23 protein-coding genes are annotated in these 21,595 nt (G+C 65.0%); 11 read left to right on the forward strand and 12 right to left on the reverse strand.

The window, feature by feature from the left end; genetic code table 11:
- The first annotated feature begins 15 nt into the window (after positions 1-15).
- Entirely contained in the window at positions 16-960 is a 945-nt protein-coding gene (locus tag PJE01S_RS21935) for a DMT family transporter (RefSeq protein WP_245660920.1), read from the forward strand.
- Positions 961-1,020: 60 nt separating this feature from the next.
- Here the strand turns inward: PJE01S_RS21935 and PJE01S_RS21940 are convergent, their stop codons facing one another.
- The 5 genes from PJE01S_RS21940 to PJE01S_RS21960 are packed head-to-tail and all read right to left on the reverse strand — an operon-like array spanning position 1,021 to position 6,954.
- Positions 1,021-1,842 (reverse strand): amidohydrolase family protein, encoded by an 822-nt coding sequence (locus PJE01S_RS21940; RefSeq protein WP_068835853.1) that lies wholly within the window; start codon positions 1,840-1,842, stop codon positions 1,021-1,023.
- A gap of 46 nt (positions 1,843-1,888) precedes the next feature.
- Positions 1,889-2,914 carry a hydroxyacid dehydrogenase gene (locus tag PJE01S_RS21945; RefSeq protein WP_068835854.1) on the reverse strand — a complete coding sequence of 342 codons (1,026 nt, stop codon included), beginning with the start codon at positions 2,912-2,914 and terminating at the stop codon, positions 1,889-1,891.
- Between the two features lie 35 nt (positions 2,915-2,949).
- Positions 2,950-3,996: a LacI family DNA-binding transcriptional regulator gene (locus tag PJE01S_RS21950; RefSeq protein ID WP_068835855.1), complete on the reverse strand. Its 1,047-nt coding sequence runs from the start codon at positions 3,994-3,996 to the stop codon at positions 2,950-2,952.
- Between the two features lie 25 nt (positions 3,997-4,021).
- Positions 4,022-5,920: a TRAP transporter large permease gene (locus PJE01S_RS21955; protein WP_068835856.1), complete on the reverse strand. Its 1,899-nt coding sequence runs from the start codon at positions 5,918-5,920 to the stop codon at positions 4,022-4,024.
- 2 nt (positions 5,921-5,922) lie between these two features.
- On the reverse strand, positions 5,923-6,954 hold the full coding sequence (locus tag PJE01S_RS21960) for a TRAP transporter substrate-binding protein (protein WP_068835857.1): 1,032 nt from the start codon (positions 6,952-6,954) through the stop codon (positions 5,923-5,925).
- 385 nt (positions 6,955-7,339) lie between these two features.
- Here PJE01S_RS21960 and PJE01S_RS21965 point away from each other — a divergent pair, with 385 nt between their 5' ends.
- The 7 genes from PJE01S_RS21965 (at position 7,340) to PJE01S_RS21995 (ending at position 14,186) form a co-directional block, all read left to right on the forward strand.
- Positions 7,340-8,953 (forward strand): ABC transporter substrate-binding protein, encoded by a 1,614-nt coding sequence (locus PJE01S_RS21965; RefSeq protein WP_068835858.1) that lies wholly within the window; start codon positions 7,340-7,342, stop codon positions 8,951-8,953.
- A gap of 38 nt (positions 8,954-8,991) precedes the next feature.
- Entirely contained in the window at positions 8,992-10,086 is a 1,095-nt protein-coding gene (locus tag PJE01S_RS21970) for an ABC transporter permease (protein WP_377371888.1), read from the forward strand.
- Positions 10,083-11,009: a nickel transporter permease gene (gene nikC / locus PJE01S_RS21975; RefSeq protein WP_068835859.1), complete on the forward strand. Its 927-nt coding sequence runs from the start codon at positions 10,083-10,085 to the stop codon at positions 11,007-11,009. The genes PJE01S_RS21970 and nikC overlap by 4 nt, the downstream gene beginning before the upstream one ends.
- A complete protein-coding gene (locus PJE01S_RS21980) occupies positions 11,006-11,854 on the forward strand; it encodes an ABC transporter ATP-binding protein (RefSeq protein WP_068835860.1) in 849 nt (282 codons plus the stop codon). Before nikC ends, PJE01S_RS21980 begins: the two co-directional genes overlap by 4 nt.
- The gene (locus PJE01S_RS21985; protein WP_068835861.1) at positions 11,851-12,633 is read left to right on the forward strand and encodes an ABC transporter ATP-binding protein; all 783 of its coding nucleotides are present in this window, start codon (positions 11,851-11,853) and stop codon (positions 12,631-12,633) included. The genes PJE01S_RS21980 and PJE01S_RS21985 overlap by 4 nt, the downstream gene beginning before the upstream one ends.
- 97 nt (positions 12,634-12,730) lie before the next feature.
- The gene (locus PJE01S_RS21990; RefSeq protein WP_068835862.1) at positions 12,731-13,708 is read left to right on the forward strand and encodes a dipeptidase; all 978 of its coding nucleotides are present in this window, start codon (positions 12,731-12,733) and stop codon (positions 13,706-13,708) included.
- A gap of 28 nt (positions 13,709-13,736) precedes the next feature.
- A complete protein-coding gene (locus PJE01S_RS21995; protein ID WP_068835863.1) occupies positions 13,737-14,186 on the forward strand; it encodes an acyl-CoA thioesterase in 450 nt (149 codons plus the stop codon).
- A gap of 49 nt (positions 14,187-14,235) precedes the next feature.
- Here the strand turns inward: PJE01S_RS21995 and PJE01S_RS22000 are convergent, their stop codons facing one another.
- From PJE01S_RS22000 to PJE01S_RS22010, 3 genes are read right to left on the reverse strand one after another with little or no spacing between them, the layout of a single operon-like run.
- Positions 14,236-14,556, reverse strand: a complete 321-nt coding sequence (locus tag PJE01S_RS22000) for a YqjK family protein (protein WP_068835864.1) — start codon at positions 14,554-14,556, stop codon at positions 14,236-14,238.
- Complete coding sequence (locus PJE01S_RS22005; RefSeq protein WP_068835865.1) at positions 14,537-14,938, reverse strand: phage holin family protein; 402 nt, start codon at positions 14,936-14,938, stop codon at positions 14,537-14,539. Before PJE01S_RS22005 ends, PJE01S_RS22000 begins: the two co-directional genes overlap by 20 nt.
- A 29-nt stretch (positions 14,939-14,967) precedes the next feature.
- Positions 14,968-15,288, reverse strand: a complete 321-nt coding sequence (locus PJE01S_RS22010; protein ID WP_068835866.1) for an ElaB/YgaM/YqjD family protein — start codon at positions 15,286-15,288, stop codon at positions 14,968-14,970.
- Between the two features lie 214 nt (positions 15,289-15,502).
- Between PJE01S_RS22010 and PJE01S_RS22015 the strand changes: the two genes are divergently transcribed.
- On the forward strand, positions 15,503-16,411 hold the full coding sequence (locus tag PJE01S_RS22015; RefSeq protein ID WP_068835867.1) for an EamA family transporter: 909 nt from the start codon (positions 15,503-15,505) through the stop codon (positions 16,409-16,411).
- A 129-nt stretch (positions 16,412-16,540) separates the two neighbouring features.
- Here PJE01S_RS22015 and PJE01S_RS22020 read toward each other — a convergent pair whose 3' ends face one another.
- Positions 16,541-17,404: a patatin-like phospholipase family protein gene (locus PJE01S_RS22020; protein WP_068835868.1), complete on the reverse strand. Its 864-nt coding sequence runs from the start codon at positions 17,402-17,404 to the stop codon at positions 16,541-16,543.
- A 101-nt stretch (positions 17,405-17,505) separates the two neighbouring features.
- Positions 17,506-18,447, reverse strand: a complete 942-nt coding sequence (locus PJE01S_RS22025; protein ID WP_068835869.1) for a LysR family transcriptional regulator — start codon at positions 18,445-18,447, stop codon at positions 17,506-17,508.
- A gap of 115 nt (positions 18,448-18,562) precedes the next feature.
- On the opposite strand from PJE01S_RS22025, the gene PJE01S_RS22030 reads away from it, so the two are divergent.
- Complete coding sequence (locus PJE01S_RS22030; protein ID WP_068835870.1) at positions 18,563-19,207, forward strand: NAD(P)-dependent oxidoreductase; 645 nt, start codon at positions 18,563-18,565, stop codon at positions 19,205-19,207.
- A gap of 62 nt (positions 19,208-19,269) precedes the next feature.
- Here the strand turns inward: PJE01S_RS22030 and pyrF are convergent, their stop codons facing one another.
- Complete coding sequence (pyrF, locus tag PJE01S_RS22035) at positions 19,270-20,094, reverse strand: orotidine-5'-phosphate decarboxylase (protein WP_174548575.1); 825 nt, start codon at positions 20,092-20,094, stop codon at positions 19,270-19,272.
- A gap of 116 nt (positions 20,095-20,210) precedes the next feature.
- Here pyrF and PJE01S_RS22040 point away from each other — a divergent pair, with 116 nt between their 5' ends.
- The gene (locus PJE01S_RS22040; RefSeq protein ID WP_068835871.1) at positions 20,211-21,098 is read left to right on the forward strand and encodes a DMT family transporter; all 888 of its coding nucleotides are present in this window, start codon (positions 20,211-20,213) and stop codon (positions 21,096-21,098) included.
- Between the two features lie 34 nt (positions 21,099-21,132).
- Here PJE01S_RS22040 and PJE01S_RS22045 read toward each other — a convergent pair.
- Positions 21,133-21,595 (reverse strand): uracil-DNA glycosylase family protein (locus PJE01S_RS22045; RefSeq protein ID WP_281178636.1); only part of this gene is annotated, 463 nt, incomplete at its 5' end.

Below are 21,595 nucleotides of genomic sequence, written 5' to 3' on the forward strand. Positions count from 1 at the left end.
TGAAGGATGTCCGCCTTGAATCGCCCCTCTAGCGCGTCTTTTTTTACCAGCCGCAAGGTCGTTTTTCTGCTCGCCTCGCTGTGCTGCCTGCTCTGGGGCAGCGCCTACCCGGCCATCAAGAACGGCTATGCGCTGTTCCACATTGCGGCCGATGACATTCCCTCCAAGCTGGTGTTTGCGGGCTGGCGCTTCATCTTTGCAGGCCTGGTGCTGCTGGCGATTGCGGCCGTGGGCAAGAAGCCGCTCAGGCTGGACCGCCCTACCCTCGGCCAGGTCACGCTGGTGGGCCTGACCCAGACCAGCCTGCAGTACGTGTTTTTCTACATCGGCCTGGCCTACGCCACGGGCGTGAAGAGTTCCATCATGAACGCCACCGGCACTTTTTTCAGCGTGCTGCTGGCCCACTTCATCTACAAGAACGACAGGCTCAGCTTTAACAAGGCGCTGGGCTGCGTCGTCGGCTTTGTCGGCGTGATGGTGGTGAATTTCAGCGAGGGCTTGCTGAGCTTTGACTTCACGCTGCTGGGCGAGGGCTTTGTGGTGATCGCGGCCTTTGTGCTGTCGGCCGCCAGCATTTACGGCAAGAAGGTCTCGCAGCGCGTGGATTCCGTGGTGCTGACCGGCTGGCAGCTGGCCATAGGCGGCTTGGCCCTGGTGCTGATCGGCTTTGCCGCCGGCGGCGCGCTGACCGGCTTCACGGCCAAGTCCATCGCCCTGATGCTTTACCTGGTGATGCTGTCTTCGGCGGCGTTTTCGCTCTGGACCATCTTGCTCAAGTACAACCGGGTCAGCATGGTCACCGTGTTCAATTTCATGATCCCGGTGTTTGGCACCGCGCTGTCGGCACTGTTCCTGGACGAGAATTTCCTCGAGTGGAAGAACGCTGCGGCGCTGCTGCTGGTGTGCTGGGGCATCTGGCTGGTGACCAAGGAAGAAAAGCCCGTGCCGGTCATGGCTTGATGCCCTTCAGGCCTCCAGCCCATATGCAACGGGCGCAATAAGCTATGCTTTTAATAGCAATTATTCAAAGCCGTACAACTGCGCCGGGTTGTCCACCAGGATTTTCTGGCGCATTGCATCGCTACTCGTCCAGGCAAACAGCAGCTCATACATGGCCACGTCGGAAGGCGCGGGCTTGCGCCCCGGGTGCGGCCAGTTGCTGGCCCAGAGGCAGCGCTCGGGAAACTTTTCGGCCAGCGTGCGCGCCAGCAGGCTGACATCGTCATAGCCGGGCGCGCCGGTTTGGGAGGTCTCGTAAGGCGCCGATAGCTTGACCCAGGCGCGGCCGGTGTCCAGCACCCGCAACAGCGACTGGAAGGACGGGTGGTCGGGGCTAACAGGCTCGAGGAACTTGCCGTTGTGGTCGATCACCAGTTGGCAGGGCAGGCGCTTGAGCACTTCTTCATGATCGGGCAGGTTGCGCCCGTCCAGCTGCAGGTTGATCATCCAGTCGAAATCTTTCAGACGCGTCGCCATGGGCTCCAGCGAGTCCCAGCTCAGCGGGCCACCAATCATCATGTAGCGCACGCCGCGCATGCCGCCGTCGTGCAGGCGCTGGATCTCGGCGTCGGGCGCGTCCGGTGCCACCAGCGCGATGCCGCGTGCCGCGTCGCCCATCTGCGCCAGTGCATCCAGGGTGCAGCTGTTGTCAAAGCCATAGCCGGTGGGCTGCACGATGACGGCGCGCTCCAGGCCCAGCGCCTGCTGCACCTCGCGGTAGGCCGACACGGGCGAGTGCGGCGGGATCACCGCGACATTCGGGATCAGCGGGTACTTGTCTTCATAAATATGCACATGGCAGTCGCAGGCGCCTGCATAAGTCTTGTTCTGGGTGGCTTGCATGGAGGTCTTTCGGAAATCTTCAGGAGGAACAAAAAGAGGGAGTGGCTCAGGCAGGCTGCTGCGCCCCGAAAGCCTGCTCCCAGCGCTTGGCACGCTGCCAGCGCCTGGCATGCTGCGCATTCACCGCGCCCCGGGGTTCGCGCCCCCGCATGATGTCGGTCACCTGCGCCACCGTTTCCATGGCCTGGTGCTCCACCGCCGGCGGCGTGAGGCCGCCGATGTGCGGCGTGGCGATGACGCGCGGGTGCGCCGCGACGCGCGGCGACGGCATCTGGTCGGGCGCGCGGCCCACGTCCAGCGCGCAGCCCGCGATGATGCCGGCGTCCAGCGCCTGCAGCAGCGCCTCTTCATCGACCAGGTTGCCGCGCGAGGCATTGATGAAAAACGCGCCGGGCTTCATGGCGGCAAAGGTTTTGGCATTCATCATGTTCTCGGTCGCCTCGGTCGCGGCGGCCAGGCAGACCACGTAGTCGGACTGCTGGAGCAGGGGCATGAGGTCCGCCTGCACCAGCTCCTTGCGGCCGGTCGGCGTGAAGGGGTCGTGCACCACGATGCGCATGCCCAGCGCCAGCGCCACGTCGCACAGGTAGCGGCTGATCTGGCCATAGCCGATGACGCCCAGCGTGGCGCCGCGCAGTTCGCGCCCCATCACCGGCGGCGCCGGCCGGCCCGCGTGGTACAGCGCGGCGGACGCGCTGATGTGACGGCTCAAATCAATCATCACGCCGATGATCCATTCGGACACCGAGGCAATGAAGCCGGCGCTGGCCTGCGTGACCAGCACGCCGTGCCGGCTGGCGGCCGCCACGTCGATGTTGCGGATGTCGATGGCGCAGCGCACAAAGGCTTTGAGCCGCGGCAAGGCGGCAAACAGCGCGTCATCGCCCAGCGTCTGGCGGTAGGAAATGATCACCTCGCAGTCCTGCGCCAGCGCCGCCAGTTCCTGCGACGAAAGATCGGCATCGCCGGGGTTGAAGCGCACGTCGGCAATGGCCTGCAAGGCGGCGCTGGCCCTGTCGCCGAAGTAATGCGCGAGCTTGTCCTGGGGATGGCTTACAAAAACCGTTGTCATTCAATCGCCTTGTTCAGAATTCAAAAAGAGTTGTTTTATTTTTTCGGCTTGCAGGTGGTCACGGAGTCCCGCTCCATCAGGCTGGGCTGGAAAATGAACTCGGCCGTCGGCAGCGCCGGGTCCGCCAGGCGGGCCATGACACGCTCGACCATGACCTGCGCCATCTCGGGCACGGGCAGGCGCACGCTGGTCATGGCCGGGTGCATCAGCGTCGAGAGGAAGACGTTGTCTATGCCGATGACCGACACGTCTTCGGGCACCGACAGGCCGGCGTCGCGAAAACCCGCCATCAGGCCGAAGGCCATCAAATCGTTCACCCCGACCACGCCAGTGGGCCGCAAAGGGGATTTCGCCAGCAGGCTGGCCTGCATGCGGCCCAGCTCACTCATCATCGAGTCGCCGTACTCGTCCACGGGGATGCCTTCAATCACCTGGGCACTGCCCTCCAGCCCGGCGTTTTTTGCCGCCGCAAGGAAGCCGCTGATTTTTTCATTGCGGCTCATGGTGCGGCCCACGGGCGTGACGAAAGCCAGCCGGGTGTGGCCGTGGGCGATCAGGTGCTGCGTCGCCAGGCGCGCCGACTCAAAGCTGTCCACCGTCACGTGGTCGATGATGGACTTGACGCCCGGCGTGGCGCGGCGGTCATAGCTCACCACCACCAGGCCGCGCGCCGCCGCGGCCTCCACGTGCTGCTCATCCACCAGGGACGAGATGATGATCACGCCGCGCACGCCGTGGGCCAGCAGATCGTCGAAAAAACGTGTTTCCTTGTCACGGTCGCGGTAGGTGTTGCCGATCATGATGCGAAAGCCGTAGCGCTCCTGCGCCAGGGTTTCGATCTCGCGCGCGATGAAGCCGTACATCGGGTTGGCCATGGACGGCACCAGCAGGCCGATCAGCGGCGTGTAGCCGGTCTTGAGCTGGCGCGCCGTGGAGTTGGGCCGGTACTTCAGCTCGGCAATCGCCGCTTCCACGCGCGCCAGCGTCTCCTTGGCCATGCGGTCGCTGCGGCCATTGAGCACGTTGGACACGGTGCTGGTGGAAACGCCAGCCCGGCTGGCGACATCTCGAATCTTGCTCACGCGCTTGTTCTCTTCTTCATTATTTTCAAAGCCCCATGCGGGTCGGCAGCCACAGCGAGAACTGCGGCACCAGCACCAGCAGGATCAGGGTGACAAACAGCACCGCCAGGTATTTCATCATGGGCCGGGCGACGTTCTTGACCTCGGTGCCGGTGATGGCACAGGTCGCAAACAGGCCCAGGCCGACCGGTGGCGCAAACAGCCCCAGCCCCATGGCAATCACCAGGACGGTCCCAAAATGTAAGGGATTCACGCCCAGCTGCGCGGCGATCGGGGTCAGCAGGGGGCCGAAGATGATGAGCGCCGGCGCGCCTTCCAGGATGGCGCCAAACACGATCATGATCAGCACCGACAGCATCAAAAACATGATGCTGCCATACGAGTGGGCAAAGCCGATCATGAACTGCGACAGGTATTGCGGAATCTGCTGGATGGTCAGCGCAAACGACACGCTGGAGGCGGCCGCCACGATGAACAAAATGCCGCCGGCCATGGAGGCCGAGCGCACAAAGAGCTGCGCCACCGACTTGACCGTCAGCTCGCGAAAGGCCAGCCAGCCCACCACCAGCGCATAGACCACGGCAAAGGCCGAGACCTCGGTGGAGGTGGCGATGCCGGAGGTCACGCCCTTGCCTATCATCGCCACCATGACCAGCGCCACCAGCGCGCCGCCCAGCAGGCGGAACATCGGCGTGCGCACATCAAACGCCTCGTCGGGATTGATCTTGGTGCCGACATAAATCGTCACTGCGGCCAGGGACAGCGCCAGCACCGCGGCCGGCACCAGCCCGGCCATGAAGAGCCCGGCAATCGAGATGTTGGCGACAAAACCCATGATGATCATGTTGATGCAGGGCGGAATGGTTTCAGCCATCACCGCCGTGCAGGCCAGCAGACCGGCCGTTTCGTTCGGGTCCTGTCTGGTCTTGCGCACGGCGGGCATGATGATGCCGCCGACCGCGGCGATGTCGGCCAGCTTGGAGCCCGACACGCCCGAGAAGAATGCCGTGGCCGTGATGGTGATCAGGCCCAGCCCGCCGCGCACCCGGCCGAACATGCGCAGCAGCAGCTCGATCAGCCGCGAGGACATGCCGTTGGACTCCATCAGCAGGCCGGCCAATACAAAAAAGGGAATGGCCAGCAAGACATAGTGGTCGGTGCCCGCCATCACCTGCTGTGAATACACCAGCATGGGCAGGGACGGGTCGGCCATGAAAAACACCAGCGAAGACAGCGCCAGCACAAAGGCGATCGGCACGCCCAGCACCAGGCCGCCCAGGAAGCCGCCGGTCAACAGCATCCAGGGCTGGATGGCGTGGCCGGGCACCAGCAGGTTCCAGCCGACCACCAGCGCCACGATGGCAATGCCTATGCCCAGCGTGGACCACACCACGCGCGACGGGCCGTTGACCGCGTTGGCAACGCCAAACACCGTCATGAACAGGCTGCCGATGACCACCGGAAAGGTGTAAATCCACTGCGGAAGACCGATGGGCGTGGTGCTGGACCATGAGTCCACCAGCAGGCCGCATGACGACACGAACAGGCAGGCCGAAACGCCCACGATGATCCAGCTGCCGAACTGGATCAGCGCCGGTTGCCATCGATCAGGCAAGAGGCCCCGGAATATATCGACGCCGACGTGCTGGCTGCGCGCCAGCACGGTGGCCGCGCCGAAGAACACCTGGATGATCATCAACGCACGGGCCACCTCCTCCGCCCAATCAAACGGGTCGTGCAGGAAGTAGCGGAAGACCACCGAGACAAAAACCACCAGCACGTCGACGGCCAGCACCGCACCGGCAGCGTACTCGGTGACCCGCATGAGCCAGGCCAGCCAGCGGCCGGGCGAATGGCTGATGCTGAAGCCGGGCGCGGACTGTGCCGGGCCGTGCGGGATGACCGCTGATAGGCTCGCTTCCATGTTCAGCCCCGCGCTGCCGAAATGGCCGTGAAGAGCGGCGCGGTTTCGGGGTACTGTTTGGCAAAGCCGGCCCAGAGGCGGGTTTCCATTTCCTTGCGCACCATGTCGCGCTCATTTTTGGCCATGGGGCTGAAGATGATGCCCAGCTTTTTGAGGTCTTCAATGCCCTGCAGTCCTTTTTCGGTGCCGACCTTGCGCAACTGAAGGGTTGAATCGGCAGCGGCCTGCATGAAGGCCGGACGCAGCGCCGCAGGGATTTTTTCCATGCCGCGTTTGCCCATGATGCACACCATGGGACTGAAGAGATGTTCGGTCATCCAGCAATACTTGACCACCTCGTTGAGCTTACTGGCCAGCACCGTGCCTGAATCATGTTCAAAACCGTCGACCACGCCGGTTTGCGCCGCCATGTAGAGCTCACCAAAGGAAATCGGCGTGGGAATCGCGCCCATGATCTTGAAGGTTTCAATAAACGCCGGCGTGGGCAGCACGCGCAGCTTGACGTTCTTGACGTCGGCCAGCGACTTGACCGGTTGCTTGGTGTAGACGTTGCGCGCACCGTAATGCGCACTCCAGGTAATGACGGAACAGCCAGTGCTCTTTTGCAGCATGTCGTTGAGCCTGGCGCCGACGCCGCCGTCCAGCGCCTTGGCCACATGGTCGTAGCTGTCGAACAAATAACCCAGGTCCAGCATGCCGAACTGCGGCACCACCGTGGCCCAGATCGAGGAGCCGGTCAGCATCATGTCGATGGAGCCGACCTTGACCTGCTGCACCACGTCGCTTTCCTTGCCAAGCTGGTTGTTGGGGAAGTAATCAATCCTGATCTTGTCGCCCACGGCTTTCTTGAGGTTGGCCTGCATCAGCTGCGACCAGGCAAAGTGCGACGAATTGAGGTCGGGCAAATGCGCCGACGACAGCCGCAGCACGACCGGGGCCTGCGCGCCGGCCAGGGTGGAAAAACCGGTCGTAGCCAGTGCGATCGAAGCGGCGGACGTCGACTGGACAAACCGGCGGCGTGAAACTGAAGTCATTTTGTCTCCTGACGGGTATGGGTATGCGGGTCACGTTCTTTGTAGAACGATTTACTGTATCGTTACACCAACCACCCGGTCAAGCCGGTTTTCATAGGTGTTTTCCTCCGTAAACACGGGTTTTTGGGGCTTTTTTTGACGCCCAAACGGCAACGGCGCTCAAAACGGGGCACCCCGGCACCTGCGCATCCCCGTGGTCGTGCCGACTGGCAAGGTAACTACTGATTGACGGTCCGGACTGCAGGCGCGAAATTCAAATGCGCTGAAGCACCGCGAGGTTTCAAACGGGAACAGCAAACGTCGGCACGATTCCTGCGTGCTGTCAACGCCGCAGGCTGCCTCCCTGTTTCAGACCACCCAGCCCTCACAAGGATAAGGATTCATCTTGAAATACCCGTCTTTTCCCCTCACTCGCCGCCTCCTCTGCGCCACCGCCGCCGCGGCTTTGCTGGCCTGCCACGGCACGGCCGCCCTCGCGGCCACGCCCAAGGACACGCTAGTGATTGCCTTCGGGTTCGACGACATCATCACGATGGATCCGGCCGAAGCCTTTGAATTGTCCGCGGGCGAAATCATGGGCAACACCTATGACCGGCTGGTAAGGCTTGACATCAACGACCCGTCCAAGCTGGTCGGCGACGTCGCCAAGTCCTGGACCGTGTCGCCCGATGGCAAGACCTACACCTTTGAACTCAAGCCCGGGCTGAAATTTGCCTCCGGCAACCCGCTCACGGCGGAAGAGGTGGCGTATTCGCTGCACCGCGCCGTCATGCTGGACAAATCCCCGGCCTTCATCCTCACGCAATTTGGCTTCAACAAAGACAATGTGAAGGACAAGATCAAGCAGACCGGCCCGCTGACGCTCACGCTCGAAACCGACAAGGCCTTCGCCCCGACCTTTGTGCTCAACTGCCTGACGGCCAACATTGGCGCCATCGTCGACAAGAAGCTGCTGCAGTCCAAGGAGCAGAACGGCGACTGGGGCTATGGCTGGCTGAAAACCAATTACGCCGGCTCCGGCCCGCTGAAACTGCGCGAGTGGCGCGCCAATGAAATCGTGGCGCTGGAGCGCAACGACAGCTATTACGGCAACAAGTCCAAGCCGGCGCGCGTGATTTACCGGCACGTGAAGGAAGCCGCCACGCAGCGCCTGCTGCTGGAAAAAGGCGACATTGACGTGGCGCGCAACCTGAGCCCGCAGGACATCGCAGCGCTTTCGGGCAGCAAAGACATCAAGATCAGCTCGGCCCCCAAGGGCACGGTGTACTACATCAGCCTGAACCAGAAAAACGCCACGCTGGCCAAGCCCGAAGTGCGCGAGGCCATGAAATGGCTGGTCGATTACTCGGCCATTGGCGACACGCTGATCAAGAACATCGGCGTGATCCACCAGAACTTCCTGCCCATCGGCCTGCTGGGCGCCAGCAAGGAGAACCCCTACAAGCTGGACGTTGACAAGGCCAAGGCCCTGCTGGCCAAGGCCGGCGTGCCCAACGGCTTCAAGGTGACGATCGACATGCGTACCATCCAGCCGGTGCAGGGCATCGTCGAGGCCTTCCAGCAAACCGCCAAACGCGCGGGCATCGAGGTCGAAATCATTCCCGGTGACGGCAAGCAGACCCTGACCAAGTACCGTGCCCGCAGCCACGACATGTACATCGGCCAGTGGGGCGCCGACTACTGGGATCCGCACTCCAACGCCGACACCTTCACCCGCAACCCCGACAACGCCGACGATGCCAAGGCCAAGCCGCTGGCCTGGCGCAATGCCTGGGCGATTCCCGAGCTGACCAAAAAATCGGATGCCGCCGTGCTGGAGCGCGATGCCGGCAAACGCAAGGCCATGTACGAGGAACTGCAGGCCGAGTTCCGCAAGACCAGCCCCTTTGTCATGCTGTACCAGCAGACCGAAGTGGCCGCCTACCGCAGCAATGTGGACGGCCTGAAGCTGGGCCCCACGTTTGACACCAATTACATGTTCAACGTGGCCAAGCGGTGAGCCAAGGGTTAGAGCGGGCTTTGGCAGTTCCTGATCCCCTGGCCGCAGGCCAGCACCCTCTCGGCATCGCGGTGGCACAGCCCGCTGCCGGCCGGCGCCCGGCGGGCAAACGCCTGAGTCGTCTGCTGAACGCTGCGGGCCGCTTTCTGCTGGTGATCTTGCTCACCTACCTGGGCCTGCTGGCCGTCACCTTTTTCATAGGCCGGGTGATTCCGGTCGACCCCGTGCTGGCCATCGTCGGCGACAGCGCCCCCCCGCATGTGGTCGCACGGGTCCGCGAAGAGCTGGGCCTGAACAAGCCGCTGTACCAGCAGTTCTACATCTACATGGGCAAAGTGCTGCAGGGCGACTTCGGCACCTCGGTGCTGACGTCCAACCCGGTGATGCAGGACATACGCCGGGCCTTCCCGGCCACGCTGGAGCTGGCCAGCCTGGGCATTCTGCTGGGCGCCGGGCTGGGCGTGCCGCTGGGCGTGTGGGCGGCCGTGCGGCGCGGCGGGCTGGTGGACCAGCTGGTGCGCGTGATCGGTCTTGTCGGTTATTCGGTGCCCATCTTCTGGCTGGGCCTGATGGCGTTGCTGGTGTTTTATGCGCGGCTGGGCTGGGTCGCCGGGCCGGGGCGCATCGATGTCAGCTACGAGTTCACGCTGGTGCAGGTCACCGGCCTGCTGCTGGTGGACACCGCGATGACTGGCGAATGGGAGGCCTTTGCCAACGTGCTCTCCCACCTGATCCTGCCGGCCTCGCTGCTGGGCTATTTTTCGCTGGCTTACATCAGCCGCATGACGCGCTCCTTCATGCTCAATGAACTGGCGCAGGAGTATGTGGTGGCCGCGCGGGCCAAGGGCCTGTCGGAGGCCCGCATCATCTGGCGCCACGCGCTGCGCAATGCCATGGTGCCGCTGGTGACGGTGATCGCGCTGTCCTATGCCGGCCTGCTCGAAGGCTCGGTGCTGACCGAGACCGTTTTCGCCTGGCCCGGTTTGGGGCTGTACATCACCAACTCATTGCAAAACGCAGACATGAATGCGGTGCTGGGCGGCACCATTGTGGTGGGTTCGATTTTTATCGGCCTCAATCTGCTGTCTGATGTGCTGTACAAGCTGCTGGACCCAAGGACCCGCGTGCGATGAACAACACGACGCTTGCCAAACGAGAAGCCCTGCATGATTGGCTGATGTCGGACCGGCCGCTGTCGCGCCGCCAGGCAGCGCTAGGCCGTGCCTATAACGCCTGCCGCACCTTCTCACGCAACCGGCTGGCCATGCTGGGTTTGCTGATTGTGGTGGCGCTGGTGCCAGTGGCGCTCTTTGCCGACCTGCTGGCTCCTTATTCGGCCTACACAGGCGACTTGCGCACCACACGGCTGCTGCCGCCCTCCTGGGTGCACTGGTTGGGCACCGATGACCAGGGCCGCGACATCTTGTCGCGCCTGATTCAGGGCTCGCGCATCACGCTGTTTGTGGTGGTGCTGGTGGCCGTGCTGGCCGCGCCCATCGGGTTGGTGGTCGGCACCGTGGCCGGTTATGCCGGCGGCATTGTGGATGCCGCGCTGATGCGCATCACGGATATTTTTCTGGCCTTCCCGCGGCTGATTCTGGCGCTGGCCTTCGTGGCCGCGCTCGGCCCGGGCATAGAGAACGCCGTGATCGCCATTGCCATCACCTCCTGGCCGCCCTATGCGCGGCTGGCCCGTGCCGAGACCTTGACGATACGCCAGACCGACTACATTGCGGCGGTGCAGCTGCTGGGGGCCTCGCCGTGGCGCATCGTGCTGCGCCACATCATGCCGCTGTGCGTTTCGTCGGTCATCGTGCGCGTCACGCTGGACATGGCGGGCATCATCCTGACGGCGGCCGGCCTGGGCTTTCTGGGTCTGGGTGCGCAGCCGCCCATGCCCGAATGGGGCGCCATGATTGCCAACGGCCGGCTCTATGTGCTGGACCAGTGGTGGGTGGCGGCGGCGCCAGGTGCGGCCATTTTCATCGTCAGCCTGGCGTTCAACCTGCTGGGCGACGGCTTGCGCGATGCGCTGGACCCGAAGGCTGCCAAATGAGCAACGCATCCCAACCTCTTCTGCTCGTCGACGACCTGCGCGTGGCCTTTCCAGGCCGCGATGGCGGCATGACGGAAGCGGTGCGCGGCGTGTCCTTCACGCTGGGCCGCGAGCGGCTGGGTATCGTGGGCGAATCCGGCTCAGGCAAATCGCAAACCGGCCGCGCCATCCTGGGCCTCACCGCGCCCGAGGGCCGCATCAGCGCCAAACGGCTTGAGTTCAGCGGCGTGGACCTGCTGAACTGCCCGCCGCAGCAACGGCGGGCGCTGCGCGGCGGGCGCATCGCCATGGTGCTGCAGGATCCGAAGTTCTCGCTCAACCCGGTGATGACGATAGGCGCGCAGATTGTGGAGACGCTGTGCGCGCATACCCGCGTCTCGGCGCGCGAGGCCAGGACGCGTGCGCTGGCCGCCCTCGAATCGGTGCGCATCGACAACCCTGAACGCGTCTACAAGCTGTACCCGCACGAGGTGTCGGGCGGCATGGGCCAGCGCGCCATGATTGCGATGATGCTGATTGCCAACCCGGACATCCTGATTGCCGATGAGCCGACGTCTGCGCTGGATGTCACGGTGCAGCTGCAGGTGCTGTCCATCCTGGACGCGCTGGTGGTGGAACGCGGCATGGGCCTGATCCTGGTGTCGCACGACCTGCGGCTGGTGTCCTCGTTCTGCGACCGCATTCTGGTGATGTATGCCGGCCGCGTGGTGGAAGAGCTGGAAGCGGGCGGGCTGGCCCACGCCCGGCACCCCTACACGCGCGGCCTGATGGCCTGCCTGCCGCAACTGGGCGCGTCCACGCACCCGCTGGCCACGCTGGACCGCCGGCCGGAGTGGGCCTTATGAACGCCAGCCAAGCCCTGGGCCTGGACGTCAGCCAGCTGCGCGTGACTTTTGACGGCTTTGTCGCCGTGGCCGACACGTCTTTTCAGGTCAAGCCCGGCGAGAGCTTTGGCATTGTGGGAGAGTCGGGCTCCGGCAAATCAACCGTGCTGCGCGCCATCTGCGGCCTGGCACCCAGGGAGTCCGGCAGCGTACGACTCACAGGCGCAGAAAACGCGCCGGGCACACAGCCCGCGCCCGGCAGCAAGGCCTTTCGCCGCCGGGTGCAAATGGTGTTTCAGGACCCTTACGGCTCGCTGCACCCGCGCCAGACCGTGGACCGGATTCTGGCCGAGCCCCTGGCGATTCATGGCGTCACGGATGCGGAAACGCGCATTGAGCGGGCGCTGGATGAAGTGGGCCTGGGCAAAGGCTTTCGCTTTCGCTACCCGCACCAGTTGTCAGGCGGGCAGCGGCAGCGCATTGCGATTGCCCGGGCGCTGATTCTGGAGCCGCAAATCCTGCTGCTGGACGAGCCCACCTCGGCGCTCGATGCCTCGGTGCAGGCGGAGGTGCTGAATCTGCTGGAAGAGCTGCGTCGGCGCCGCGAGCTGACCTTCATCATGGTCAGCCATGACCTGGCCGTCGTCACCCACCTGTGCGAGCGGCTCATGGTGATGCAGCGCGGCCAGACCGTGGAGTCGCTTTCGACGCTGGACCTGGTCGCCCACCGGGTCAGCAAGCCCTACACCCTCAGCCTGATGCAGGCCTCCTCCGGCTTCCGGCGCACGGTGGAAGCCTGATGGCCGGGCGGCCCGGGCGACGGCAGGCTGGCGTGCAGCGCCGGCGCATGGTCTAATTTTTGCATCGCAACGGACACCAAAGCGAAGGTCTAAGCCAATGTTGAACTGGGAAGCCCACGCCTGCCTGCCCCTGCACCCGCAGGCTGATTTTTCGCCGCTGGACCGCCTGCGCGCCGCCGGCGTCAACTACGTGTCGGTCAATGTCGGCATGGACATGAACCCGGTGTCACAAATTCTGGCTGTGCTGGCGGCCTTCCGTGCCAACATCGCCGCCCATGCCGACCGTTTCAGGCTGGTGTCCAGCGTGCCGGAAATCAGGGCGGCGGCCAAGGCCGGCGTGCTGGCCGTCGGCTTCGACCTGGAGGGCGCCATGCCGCTGCTGGAGCAGCCCGACATGGTGGCGCTGTACCGCGACCTGGGCGTGCGCCAGATCCACCTTGCCTACAACCGCAACAACAGCGTGGCCGACGGCTGCCATGACGTGGAACGCGGCCTCACGCCGCTGGGCCTTCGCACGGTGAAAGCCGTCAATGATGCCGGCCTGCTGATGGACTGCTCGCACACCGGCCGGCGCTGCAGCCTGGAGATCATGGCGGCCTCCAGCCGGCCCGTGATCTTCAGCCACGCGAATCCCCTGGCCCTGGTGGAACACGGACGCAACATCAGCGATGAACAGATCAAGGCCTGCGCCGCCACCGGCGGCGTGGTCTGCGTCTCCGGCGTGTCGGCTTTTCTCGGCACGCGCACCCCCACCGCCGACGACGTGGCGCGGCACGCGGCCTATGTGGCAGGCCTGGTGGGCGTGCAGCATGTGGGCATAGGGCTGGACATCAGCTTTCGCCAGGACGAACTCAACGACAACCCGCCGGGCGACTACGACCCGGCCTACTGGTGGCCCAAGGCGGCGGGCTACAACCGAGCCGTTGAACGCATGACCTACACACCGGTCGAAACCTGGCGACTTCTTCCTGAGGCGCTGCAGAAAACCGGCATGAGCGCCGCCGAAGCCGCGGCGGTCATGGGCGACAATATGCTGCACGTGGCCGGCCAGGTCTGGCACCGGCCCGCCGCCTGACTTCATTTCAACCCGACCCCATCACCTTATGTCATCCATCACCCTGCGTTTTCTGGCCGAACCCAGCACCGTCAACTTTGGCGGCAAGGTACACGGCGGCACTGTCATGAAATGGATAGACGAAGCCGGCTATGCCTGCGCCACCCGCTGGGCCAAGCGTTACTGCGTCACGGTCTCGGTCGGCAGCATCCGCTTTCAGCGCCCCATCAGGATCGGCGACCTGGTGGAGGTGGAGGCACGCCTGGCTTACACCGGCCGAACCAGCATGAACATCTCGGTCGAAGTGCGCAGCGGCGACATGAAAACCGGCCAAATGGAGGTCGTCACCGAATGCCTGGTGGTGTTTGTGGCGGTGGATCCCGAAGGCAACACCATCCCCGTGCAGCCCTGGCAGCCCGAAACACCCGGCGACATGGCGCTGGCGCAACGCGTCAAGGCCCATCTGGATGCGGCGCGCGCCATGTTTCCCGGCGCCTGACAAGCCCTGAGCGACTGCGGCCTCGCTCCCTGCGCGGGGCCTGCCCGCCTCAAAGCCAGCGGCTCAGCCCTGACGCGGACAGCCAGCCACGCAGCGCACGCCAGCGGCGCCAAATACCCACGCCCCGCCAGAGCCATCGCCAGGCCCGGCGCGGCTTGAACAGCAGTAGCGCAGACACGGCCAGCATCACGGGCAAGGGGTGGCTTTTGAGGTACTGCAGCCCAGCGCTGATCAGCGTGAAAACCCGGTGGCCTGCATCCGACGCCTTTTGCAAAGGCAGCAATTGCAGCGCCAGGCCGGCCCGCTGGTGGGCAATGCGCTCCAGCAGGCGGCCGCGCTGCTGGTGCAGCTCAGTCAGCCTTTTGCTCATGGGCCGCAGCTTTGAGCTGGCGCAGGTCTTCCTGCAGTTCGGCCAGGCTGGCCGCAAACAGGGGATCGGACGCGGCATGGTCCCGGCGCAGCACGGCGTAGCAATACGCGGCCAGGCCCAGAAATAGGGCCGAGAAGAAACCCAGCACGGCGAGGCGCTGCTCCCACCACAAGAGCACGACCAGGGCCACGGCCAGCAACACCCCCAGCCCCAGGCAGAACACCAGAGCCAGCCCCAGCGTCAACTGCTGCAGTATCTGGTGCTTTTCGACCTGAACTTCGTTGGCCAGCAAGGCCAGCCGGGTCTGCAGGGTGGCCAGCAGGGTGGCGGCGATGTCCCTCACGGCGGCCAGCGGGCCCTTGCCGCCAAAAGCGCTAGCCATGGGCGCCTGCGGGAGCCCGCGGCGTCACACTAGCGGCGGCCAATGAGCAGGCCCACCAGCAGGCCCACGCCGGCCGCAATGCCGACGGCCGTCCAGGGTGACTCGTGCACATAGGCGTCCGTGGCCTGGGCTGCAGCCTTGGTCTTGGCGACCAGCACGGCTTCGGCCTCGGCCAGACGCGCCTTTGCATCCCGCAGGCGAGCCTGGACGCGGGTACGCAGGTTGGCAATTTTTTCACCGGCCTGATCCGCCGTGGCGGCCAGCATCTCTTCCGCATCCAGGATCACGGCCTTGATGTCCGTCACTAGCTGTTCCTGCGAATCGACACTGGTGGGGCTATTTTTCGGCATGGTGAACCTTTCAAGGAAAAAATGGATAGCACAAGGTTAGCAGATTCACAAGCGGCGACGCACGATGCCCGCCCAACACGGGCAGGTATTAAGCGCATCGGGAATAATTGCCGCATCACCGGCCCCTTCGCTACACCGACCACACCATGCCACCTGCTTCACCGCGCTTTCCAGTCCCGCTCCCTCCCATGGCCCGCGGCGCTGGGCCCGCACAGTGAACAGCGGCCGCCTGAGCGGACGCGACCTGGCAGCTGCCCTGGCGGTGGTCGTCTTGTGGGGCGTCAATTTCGTCGTGATGAAATTCGCCCTGCGCGACTTCACGCCCTTCCAGCTGGGCGCTGCCCGCTATGTGTTTGCCGTGCTGCCGCTGGTGCTGTTCATCCGGCCGCCCCGCATTCCGTGGAAGTGGGTGCTGCTGTACGGCGCCTTTCAGGGCGTGGGCCAGTTCGGTATTTTGTTCATCGCGCTCAAGGTCGGCATGACCGCGGCCCTGGCCTCGGTGCTCTTGCAGACCCAGGTGTTCTTCACCGCGCTGTTCGGCTTTGTGCTGCTGCACGAGCGTGCCAGCAGGCCGCTGCAGGCAGGCATGGTGCTCGCCGCGCTGGGCCTGTCGTGCTTTGCGCTCAACTATGTGAACCCGGGTGCCGCCAGCAGTGCCACCACGCTGCCGGGCTTTGTGCTGACACTGTGCGCGGCGGCCATGTGGGCCATGTCCAACATTGTGGCGCGGCGCGTGCAGCAGGTGGCGGTGGATTACTCACCGACGGCCTTCGTCGTGTGGAGCAGCTCCGTCGCGGTACTGCCCTTCGCTGCGCTTTCGTGGGTGTTTGACCCGCAAGCCACACGCTGGCAATGGCTGGAGGCCCGCGGGTCCAGCTGGCTGGCGGTGGCCTACCTCGGCTGGGTCGCGACCCTTGTGGGCTACAGCCTGTGGACCGGCCTGCTCAAGCGCCACCCGGCCAACCGCGTGGCCCCCTTCAGCCTGGGCGTGCCGATTGTGGGCCTGACCACGGGCATGCTGGTGCTGGGCGAAGCCATCACGCCCTGGCAGTGGGCCGGCATTGCCCTGGTGGTCGCCGCGCTGGCCTGCGTGATGCTGGGCGGACTCGTCAGGCGCCGCTGACTTGATGGACCCGTCTCATTCCATTTCTACGTCATCTACTTCAATGCGGGAGCAGGCGCACCGCCGCAGACAGTGCTGCAGCACGGCCAAGGCGGGGCAACGACCTATCGCGTTGAAGTAGAAATGGAGTCAATCCACATGCGGTCGCAGCGCGCCGGGAATGCCCTGCTGCTGCAGGCCGCCACGCTCGAGCCAGTGCCGGGTCGTGTGCTCGGCCCGTTCAATCAGCTCAGGTGCGCGCGAGAAGTCGTAGGCCGATGCCGCCAGCGGGCACAGCGGCGGCACCGTCAGCACCTCGAAGCGATCGGCCAGCAACTCCAGGTCTTGCACCAGCTGGTGCGCAATCAGCATGTTCAGCGCATGCAGCGCGCTGCCGATGGCACTGGCCGGCGGCTCGGTCAATGCGCAGGCATAGCCGGTGGGCAGCACGATCAACCGGGTCGCACCGAGCACGACCGCCGTCATGACCGGGGTGTTGCTGGCGATCGCGCCGTCGATCAGGTAGTCCTTGCCCACCAGCACCGGCGGAAAGATCGCCGGGATCGCACAACTGGCCAGGATCGCCTCCACGGCCGGACCCGACGACAGGCAGACCGGATGGCCATGCAGCTGCTCGGTGGCGACCACATGCAGGGGCAGCGCCGCCTGCTCCAGCCGGCTGTAGGGCAAGTGCTGTTCGATCAGCCCGCGCAACCCACTGGAATCGACCAGCGAAGGCGAGCGCGAAAACAGGCCGGCAATGCGGCTCAAGGTCATGGGGAAGATGGTGCTGCGCTTCAGTCCGCACCAGAGCTGCTCCAGCCGCCTGACACCGGCCAGCGTCGGATTGCCCGCGAAATACGCGCAATTGATGGCGCCCACCGAGGCGCCCACCACCAGATCCGGCTGCACGCCATGGGCGACCAGCGCATGCAGCATGCCGACCTGGATTGCGCCGAAACTGCCGCCGCCGGCAAATACAAAGGCGGTCTTGCCATTGGCCCTGGGTTCCATCTGCACCTCCCTGCTGCCGATACGACGGTTGCCATCTCCGCGTGCGGCCGGTCACCGATCTTACTGCCGCGCCGGGCGGCGTCATGCCGCAAAGGGGTTGCTCAAGGCGCCGTGACCGTGCGCGTCGCCGTCGCAGCGTCCGTCGCCTTCGTCCCGTCCGCATGGCCGAAGTAGAGCGCCAGCAGGTCCAGCGCATGCCGCACCTTGGCCGGCTGTTCGCCGCGCCGCGGCGTCACGGCGTAGACCGGCACATCCGCCAACTGCCAGCCGGGCAGCACGGGCAACAGGCGCCCGTCTGCCAGCGCCTTGCGGTCGTCTTCGCTGACACCCATGCTGATGCCCCAGCCAGCGACACACAAGGCATGCACGGCCGTCACCTGTGACGCATGTACCCGGCCTTCCAGGCGCAGCGTTTGCTGCGCGCCGTTGGGGCCATGCAGTTCCACCATATCAAAGCTGGCATTCCTTGGCCTGCTGCCCAACAGGTCGTGCTGCAGTAAATCCTGCGGTTGCACCGGCCAGCCGCGTTCGGCAAGATAGGCTGGCGAGGCGCACAACTGCCGCTTCATGCTGCCCAGTTTGCGCGCCACCAGTGTCGAGTCGGCCTGCGTGCCCACTCGCAGCGCGATGTCTACGCGTGACTCAATCAGGTCGATCAGGGTGTCATCCAGCAACAGGCCCAGTTTCAGCTTGGGGTAGCTGCGCAGCGGTGCCAGCGCCGTCGCCAGCAAGCTGCCAAAGCCGATGGGCGCGGCCAGCCGCAGCTCACCTTCAGGTTCATCACGCAGGCGCGCCAGCGCCTGCTCGGCCGACCGCGCCGCCGCCACCATGGCGGCGCAGCCGGCGTGGTAGCGCTCCCCGGCCTCGGTCAGCGTGAGGCGCCGTGTCGAGCGGTGCAGCAGGGCCAGCCCCAGCGATTGCTCCAGCTGGCGCAAATGCTGGCTCACCGCCGAGGGCGTCATGCCCAATTGCCGCGCCGCCGCCGTCAGGGAGCCGGCGGCCACCACCTCGGCAAAGATGGCCATGCGCTTGAGTTGATCCACAATTTTCCACCCTATTGATTAGCCGTACTTCACAGTGTTAGTCAATTTTGCCGACTATTCATTCACTTGTGAAGTAATCAAACTAGAGGCTTCTTCAATCTTCAGGAGTTTTTTGATGAATATCGCATTGATCGGCGCCACCGGTTTTGTCGGCACACCGGTATTGACCGAACTGCTCAGCCGCGGCCACCAGGTCACCGTGCTGGCCCGCAACCCATCCAAACTGGCACCCCAAACCGGCCTGACCGTGGTGGCCGCCGATGCACTGGATGCCAAGCAAGTCGCCAAAGCCGTGACTGGCCACGACGCGGTGATCAGCGCCTACAACCCGGGTTGGAGCGAGCCGAGAATTTACGACGTGTTTCTGCAGGGCAGCCAGGCCATTGTTGAAGGCGTCAAACAATCCGGCGTCAAGCGCCTGCTGGTCGTCGGCGGCGCGGGCAGCCTCTATGTGGCGCCCGGCCTGCAGCTGGTGGACACGCCGGAGTTTCCGGCCCAGTACAAGCAGGGCGCGCTGGCGGCCCGCGAACTGCTCAACCGGATCAAGCGGGAAACCACGCTGGACTGGAGTTTTGTTTCGCCCCCCATCGGCCTGGCGCCCGGCGAGCGCACCGGCCAATACCGCCTGGGCGCCGACGAGCTGCTGCCCGGCCAGGGCGACCAGCCCGCCGGCATTTCGGTGCCCGATCTGGCCGTGGCCATCGTCGATGAAATTGAGCAGCCGCGCCACGTGCAGAAGCGTTTCACGGCCGCCAACTGAACGCCAAAATGGCGACTAGCCCTTTATGGGCAAGCGCAAGCAGCTACTAAATCAGTAGCAAATCAGGGACGTGCGGCCTGCAGCAGGTCGCGCGTCCTGAGGGCTTCGCGGCGCGCGGCGTCGGCAAAGTCGTCGCCCGACGAGGCGTACAGAATGGCGCGCGATGAGTTCACGATGATGGGCGCGCCCGGCTTCCAGCCGGCGCGCACGGTGGCCACGGCATCGCCGCCCTGCGCGCCCACGCCGGGAATCAAGAGCGGCAAGGTGGGCGCCACGGTGCGCACGCGCTCGATTTCCGCCGGGTAGGTGGCGCCCACCACCAGCCCGAGCTGGCCGTTGAGGTTCCACGGCCCTTGCGCCAGCCGCGCCACATGCTCATACAGCAGCGGCTGGCCGTCGACGGAGGCCAGGCGCTGGTTCTGCAGGTCGTCGCCGCCCGGATTGGAGGTGCGGCACAGCAGGAAGGCGCCCTTGCCTTCGTACTTGAGGTAGGGCGCGACGGAATCGAAGCCCATGAAAGGCGACAAGGTCACCGCATCGGCGCCATAGCGCTCAAAGGCCTCGCGCGCGTACTGCTCGGCGGTGCTGCCGATGTCGCCGCGCTTGGCATCCAGAATGATGGGCACCTGCGGCGCCACGCGGCGCATGTGTTCCATCAGGCGCTCCAGCTGGCCTTCGGCGCGGTGGGCGGCGAAATAGGCGATTTGCGGCTTGAAGGAAATCACCAGGTCGGCCACGCTATCGACGATGGCGGCGCAAAAATCGTAAATCTTGTTGGCGTCGCCCTTGAGTTTGCCGGGGAATTTGGTGGGTTCCGGGTCCAGGCCGACGCACAGCATGGAGTGGTTCTGGCGTTCTGCGGCGCCCAGCATGTCGAGAAAGGTCATGCGGCTATTGTAAGAAGCCCGGGCCTCGGCGTGCCAAGCAGGAAACGCACCAAAACGGGACAATGCAGGCTCGCCGGCCTTGCCACGGCCTCTCCACTCCTTGCCCCGCGCACTTCATGCAACTCAACCGACAACAACTTTTTCTCCTGACTTTCCTCACCCTGATCTGGGGCCTCAACTGGCCGGTGATGAAACTGGGCGTCACCGGCTACCCGCCCCTGAGCTTTCGCGCCCTGTGCATCTGGCTGGGCCTGCCGGTGATGGCCCTGGTCATGCTGGCGCTGAAGACGCCGTTCTGGGTGCCGCGGGAAAAATACCGCGAAGTGTTCTGGCTGGCCATGAGCAACATGCTGATCTGGAACGTGCTGATCATTCTGGCCGTCAAAAACCTCAGCAGCGGGCGCTCCGCCATTCTGGGCTACACCATGCCGATTTTTTCGGCGCTGCTGGGCGCCTGGTTTTTTGGGGCAGGCCTGAAACTGCGCAACTGGCTGGGCATCACGGCGGCGGCGCTGGGCGTGTCGCTGCTGCTGTGGTACGAGCTGACCCATTTGTCGGGCCGGCCGGTGGCGGTGCTGGGCGCGCTGGTGGCCGCGGCCACCTGGGCCTTTGGCACGCACCGGCTGCGCAACACCACGGTGGGCGTGGCCACCCTGACCCTCTCCTTCTGGATGACGGTGATCACGGCGCTGCTGCTGTCCGTGCTCTGCGTAGCGCTGGAATACCCGCAGTGGCAGGCCCCCACGCCGCAGACCTGGGTCGCCATCGGCTACAACGCCGTGCTGGTGTTTGGCTTTGCCCAGGCCGCCTGGCTGACGCTGGCGCGCACCCTGCCGCCGATTGCCTCCACCCTGAGCGTGATGATGATTCCCATACTCGGCGTGTTTTCGGGCGCCCTGGGCCTGGGCGAGGTGCTGCACTGGCAGGACTGGGCGGCGGTGGTGCTGATGGTGGTGGCCATCGCCTCGGTGCTGGCCCCCAGCCGCGCCCTGGCCAAGGCCTGAGCCTCAGGGCCGCGCCGGAATCAGGCGGCCGAATTCAGGCCGCCGGGACAAGGCTCATGGCCAGGCACAGGTCGTCCCAGGCCCTGGCCTTGTCGGCGGGGCTGCGCAGCAAATAGGTGGCGTCGTAGGTCACGACGGTGCGCGTGGCGTGCAGGCTGTGCACCTGGCCCCTGAGCTTGCCAAAGGGCTCGCCCGACTGCAGCAAGGCCTGCGCCGCCAGGCGCCCCATCACCAGCAATACATCGGGCCGGGCGCTGGCGAGCAGTTCGGCCAGCGCTTGCGGCAGGCCGGATTCCGCTGCGCCCTGGGCACCCAGCCTGACCAGCGGCGCCAGCAGCGCCACGCCGGCCTGGTGCAAGCGGGCGGCGCGCAGCATGTTGTCGAGCAGCCTGCCGGCATCGCCCTGAAACGGGTCGCCCTGCAATGCCGCGGCCGGCGTTTCGGCCAGCACCAGCCAGCGCGCGCCTGCGGCCTGGGCCGTTTCGGCGTAGACGGTC

The organism is Polaromonas jejuensis NBRC 106434 (genome assembly GCF_001598235.1).
Taxonomy (GTDB): domain Bacteria; phylum Pseudomonadota; class Gammaproteobacteria; order Burkholderiales; family Burkholderiaceae_C; genus Polaromonas; species Polaromonas jejuensis.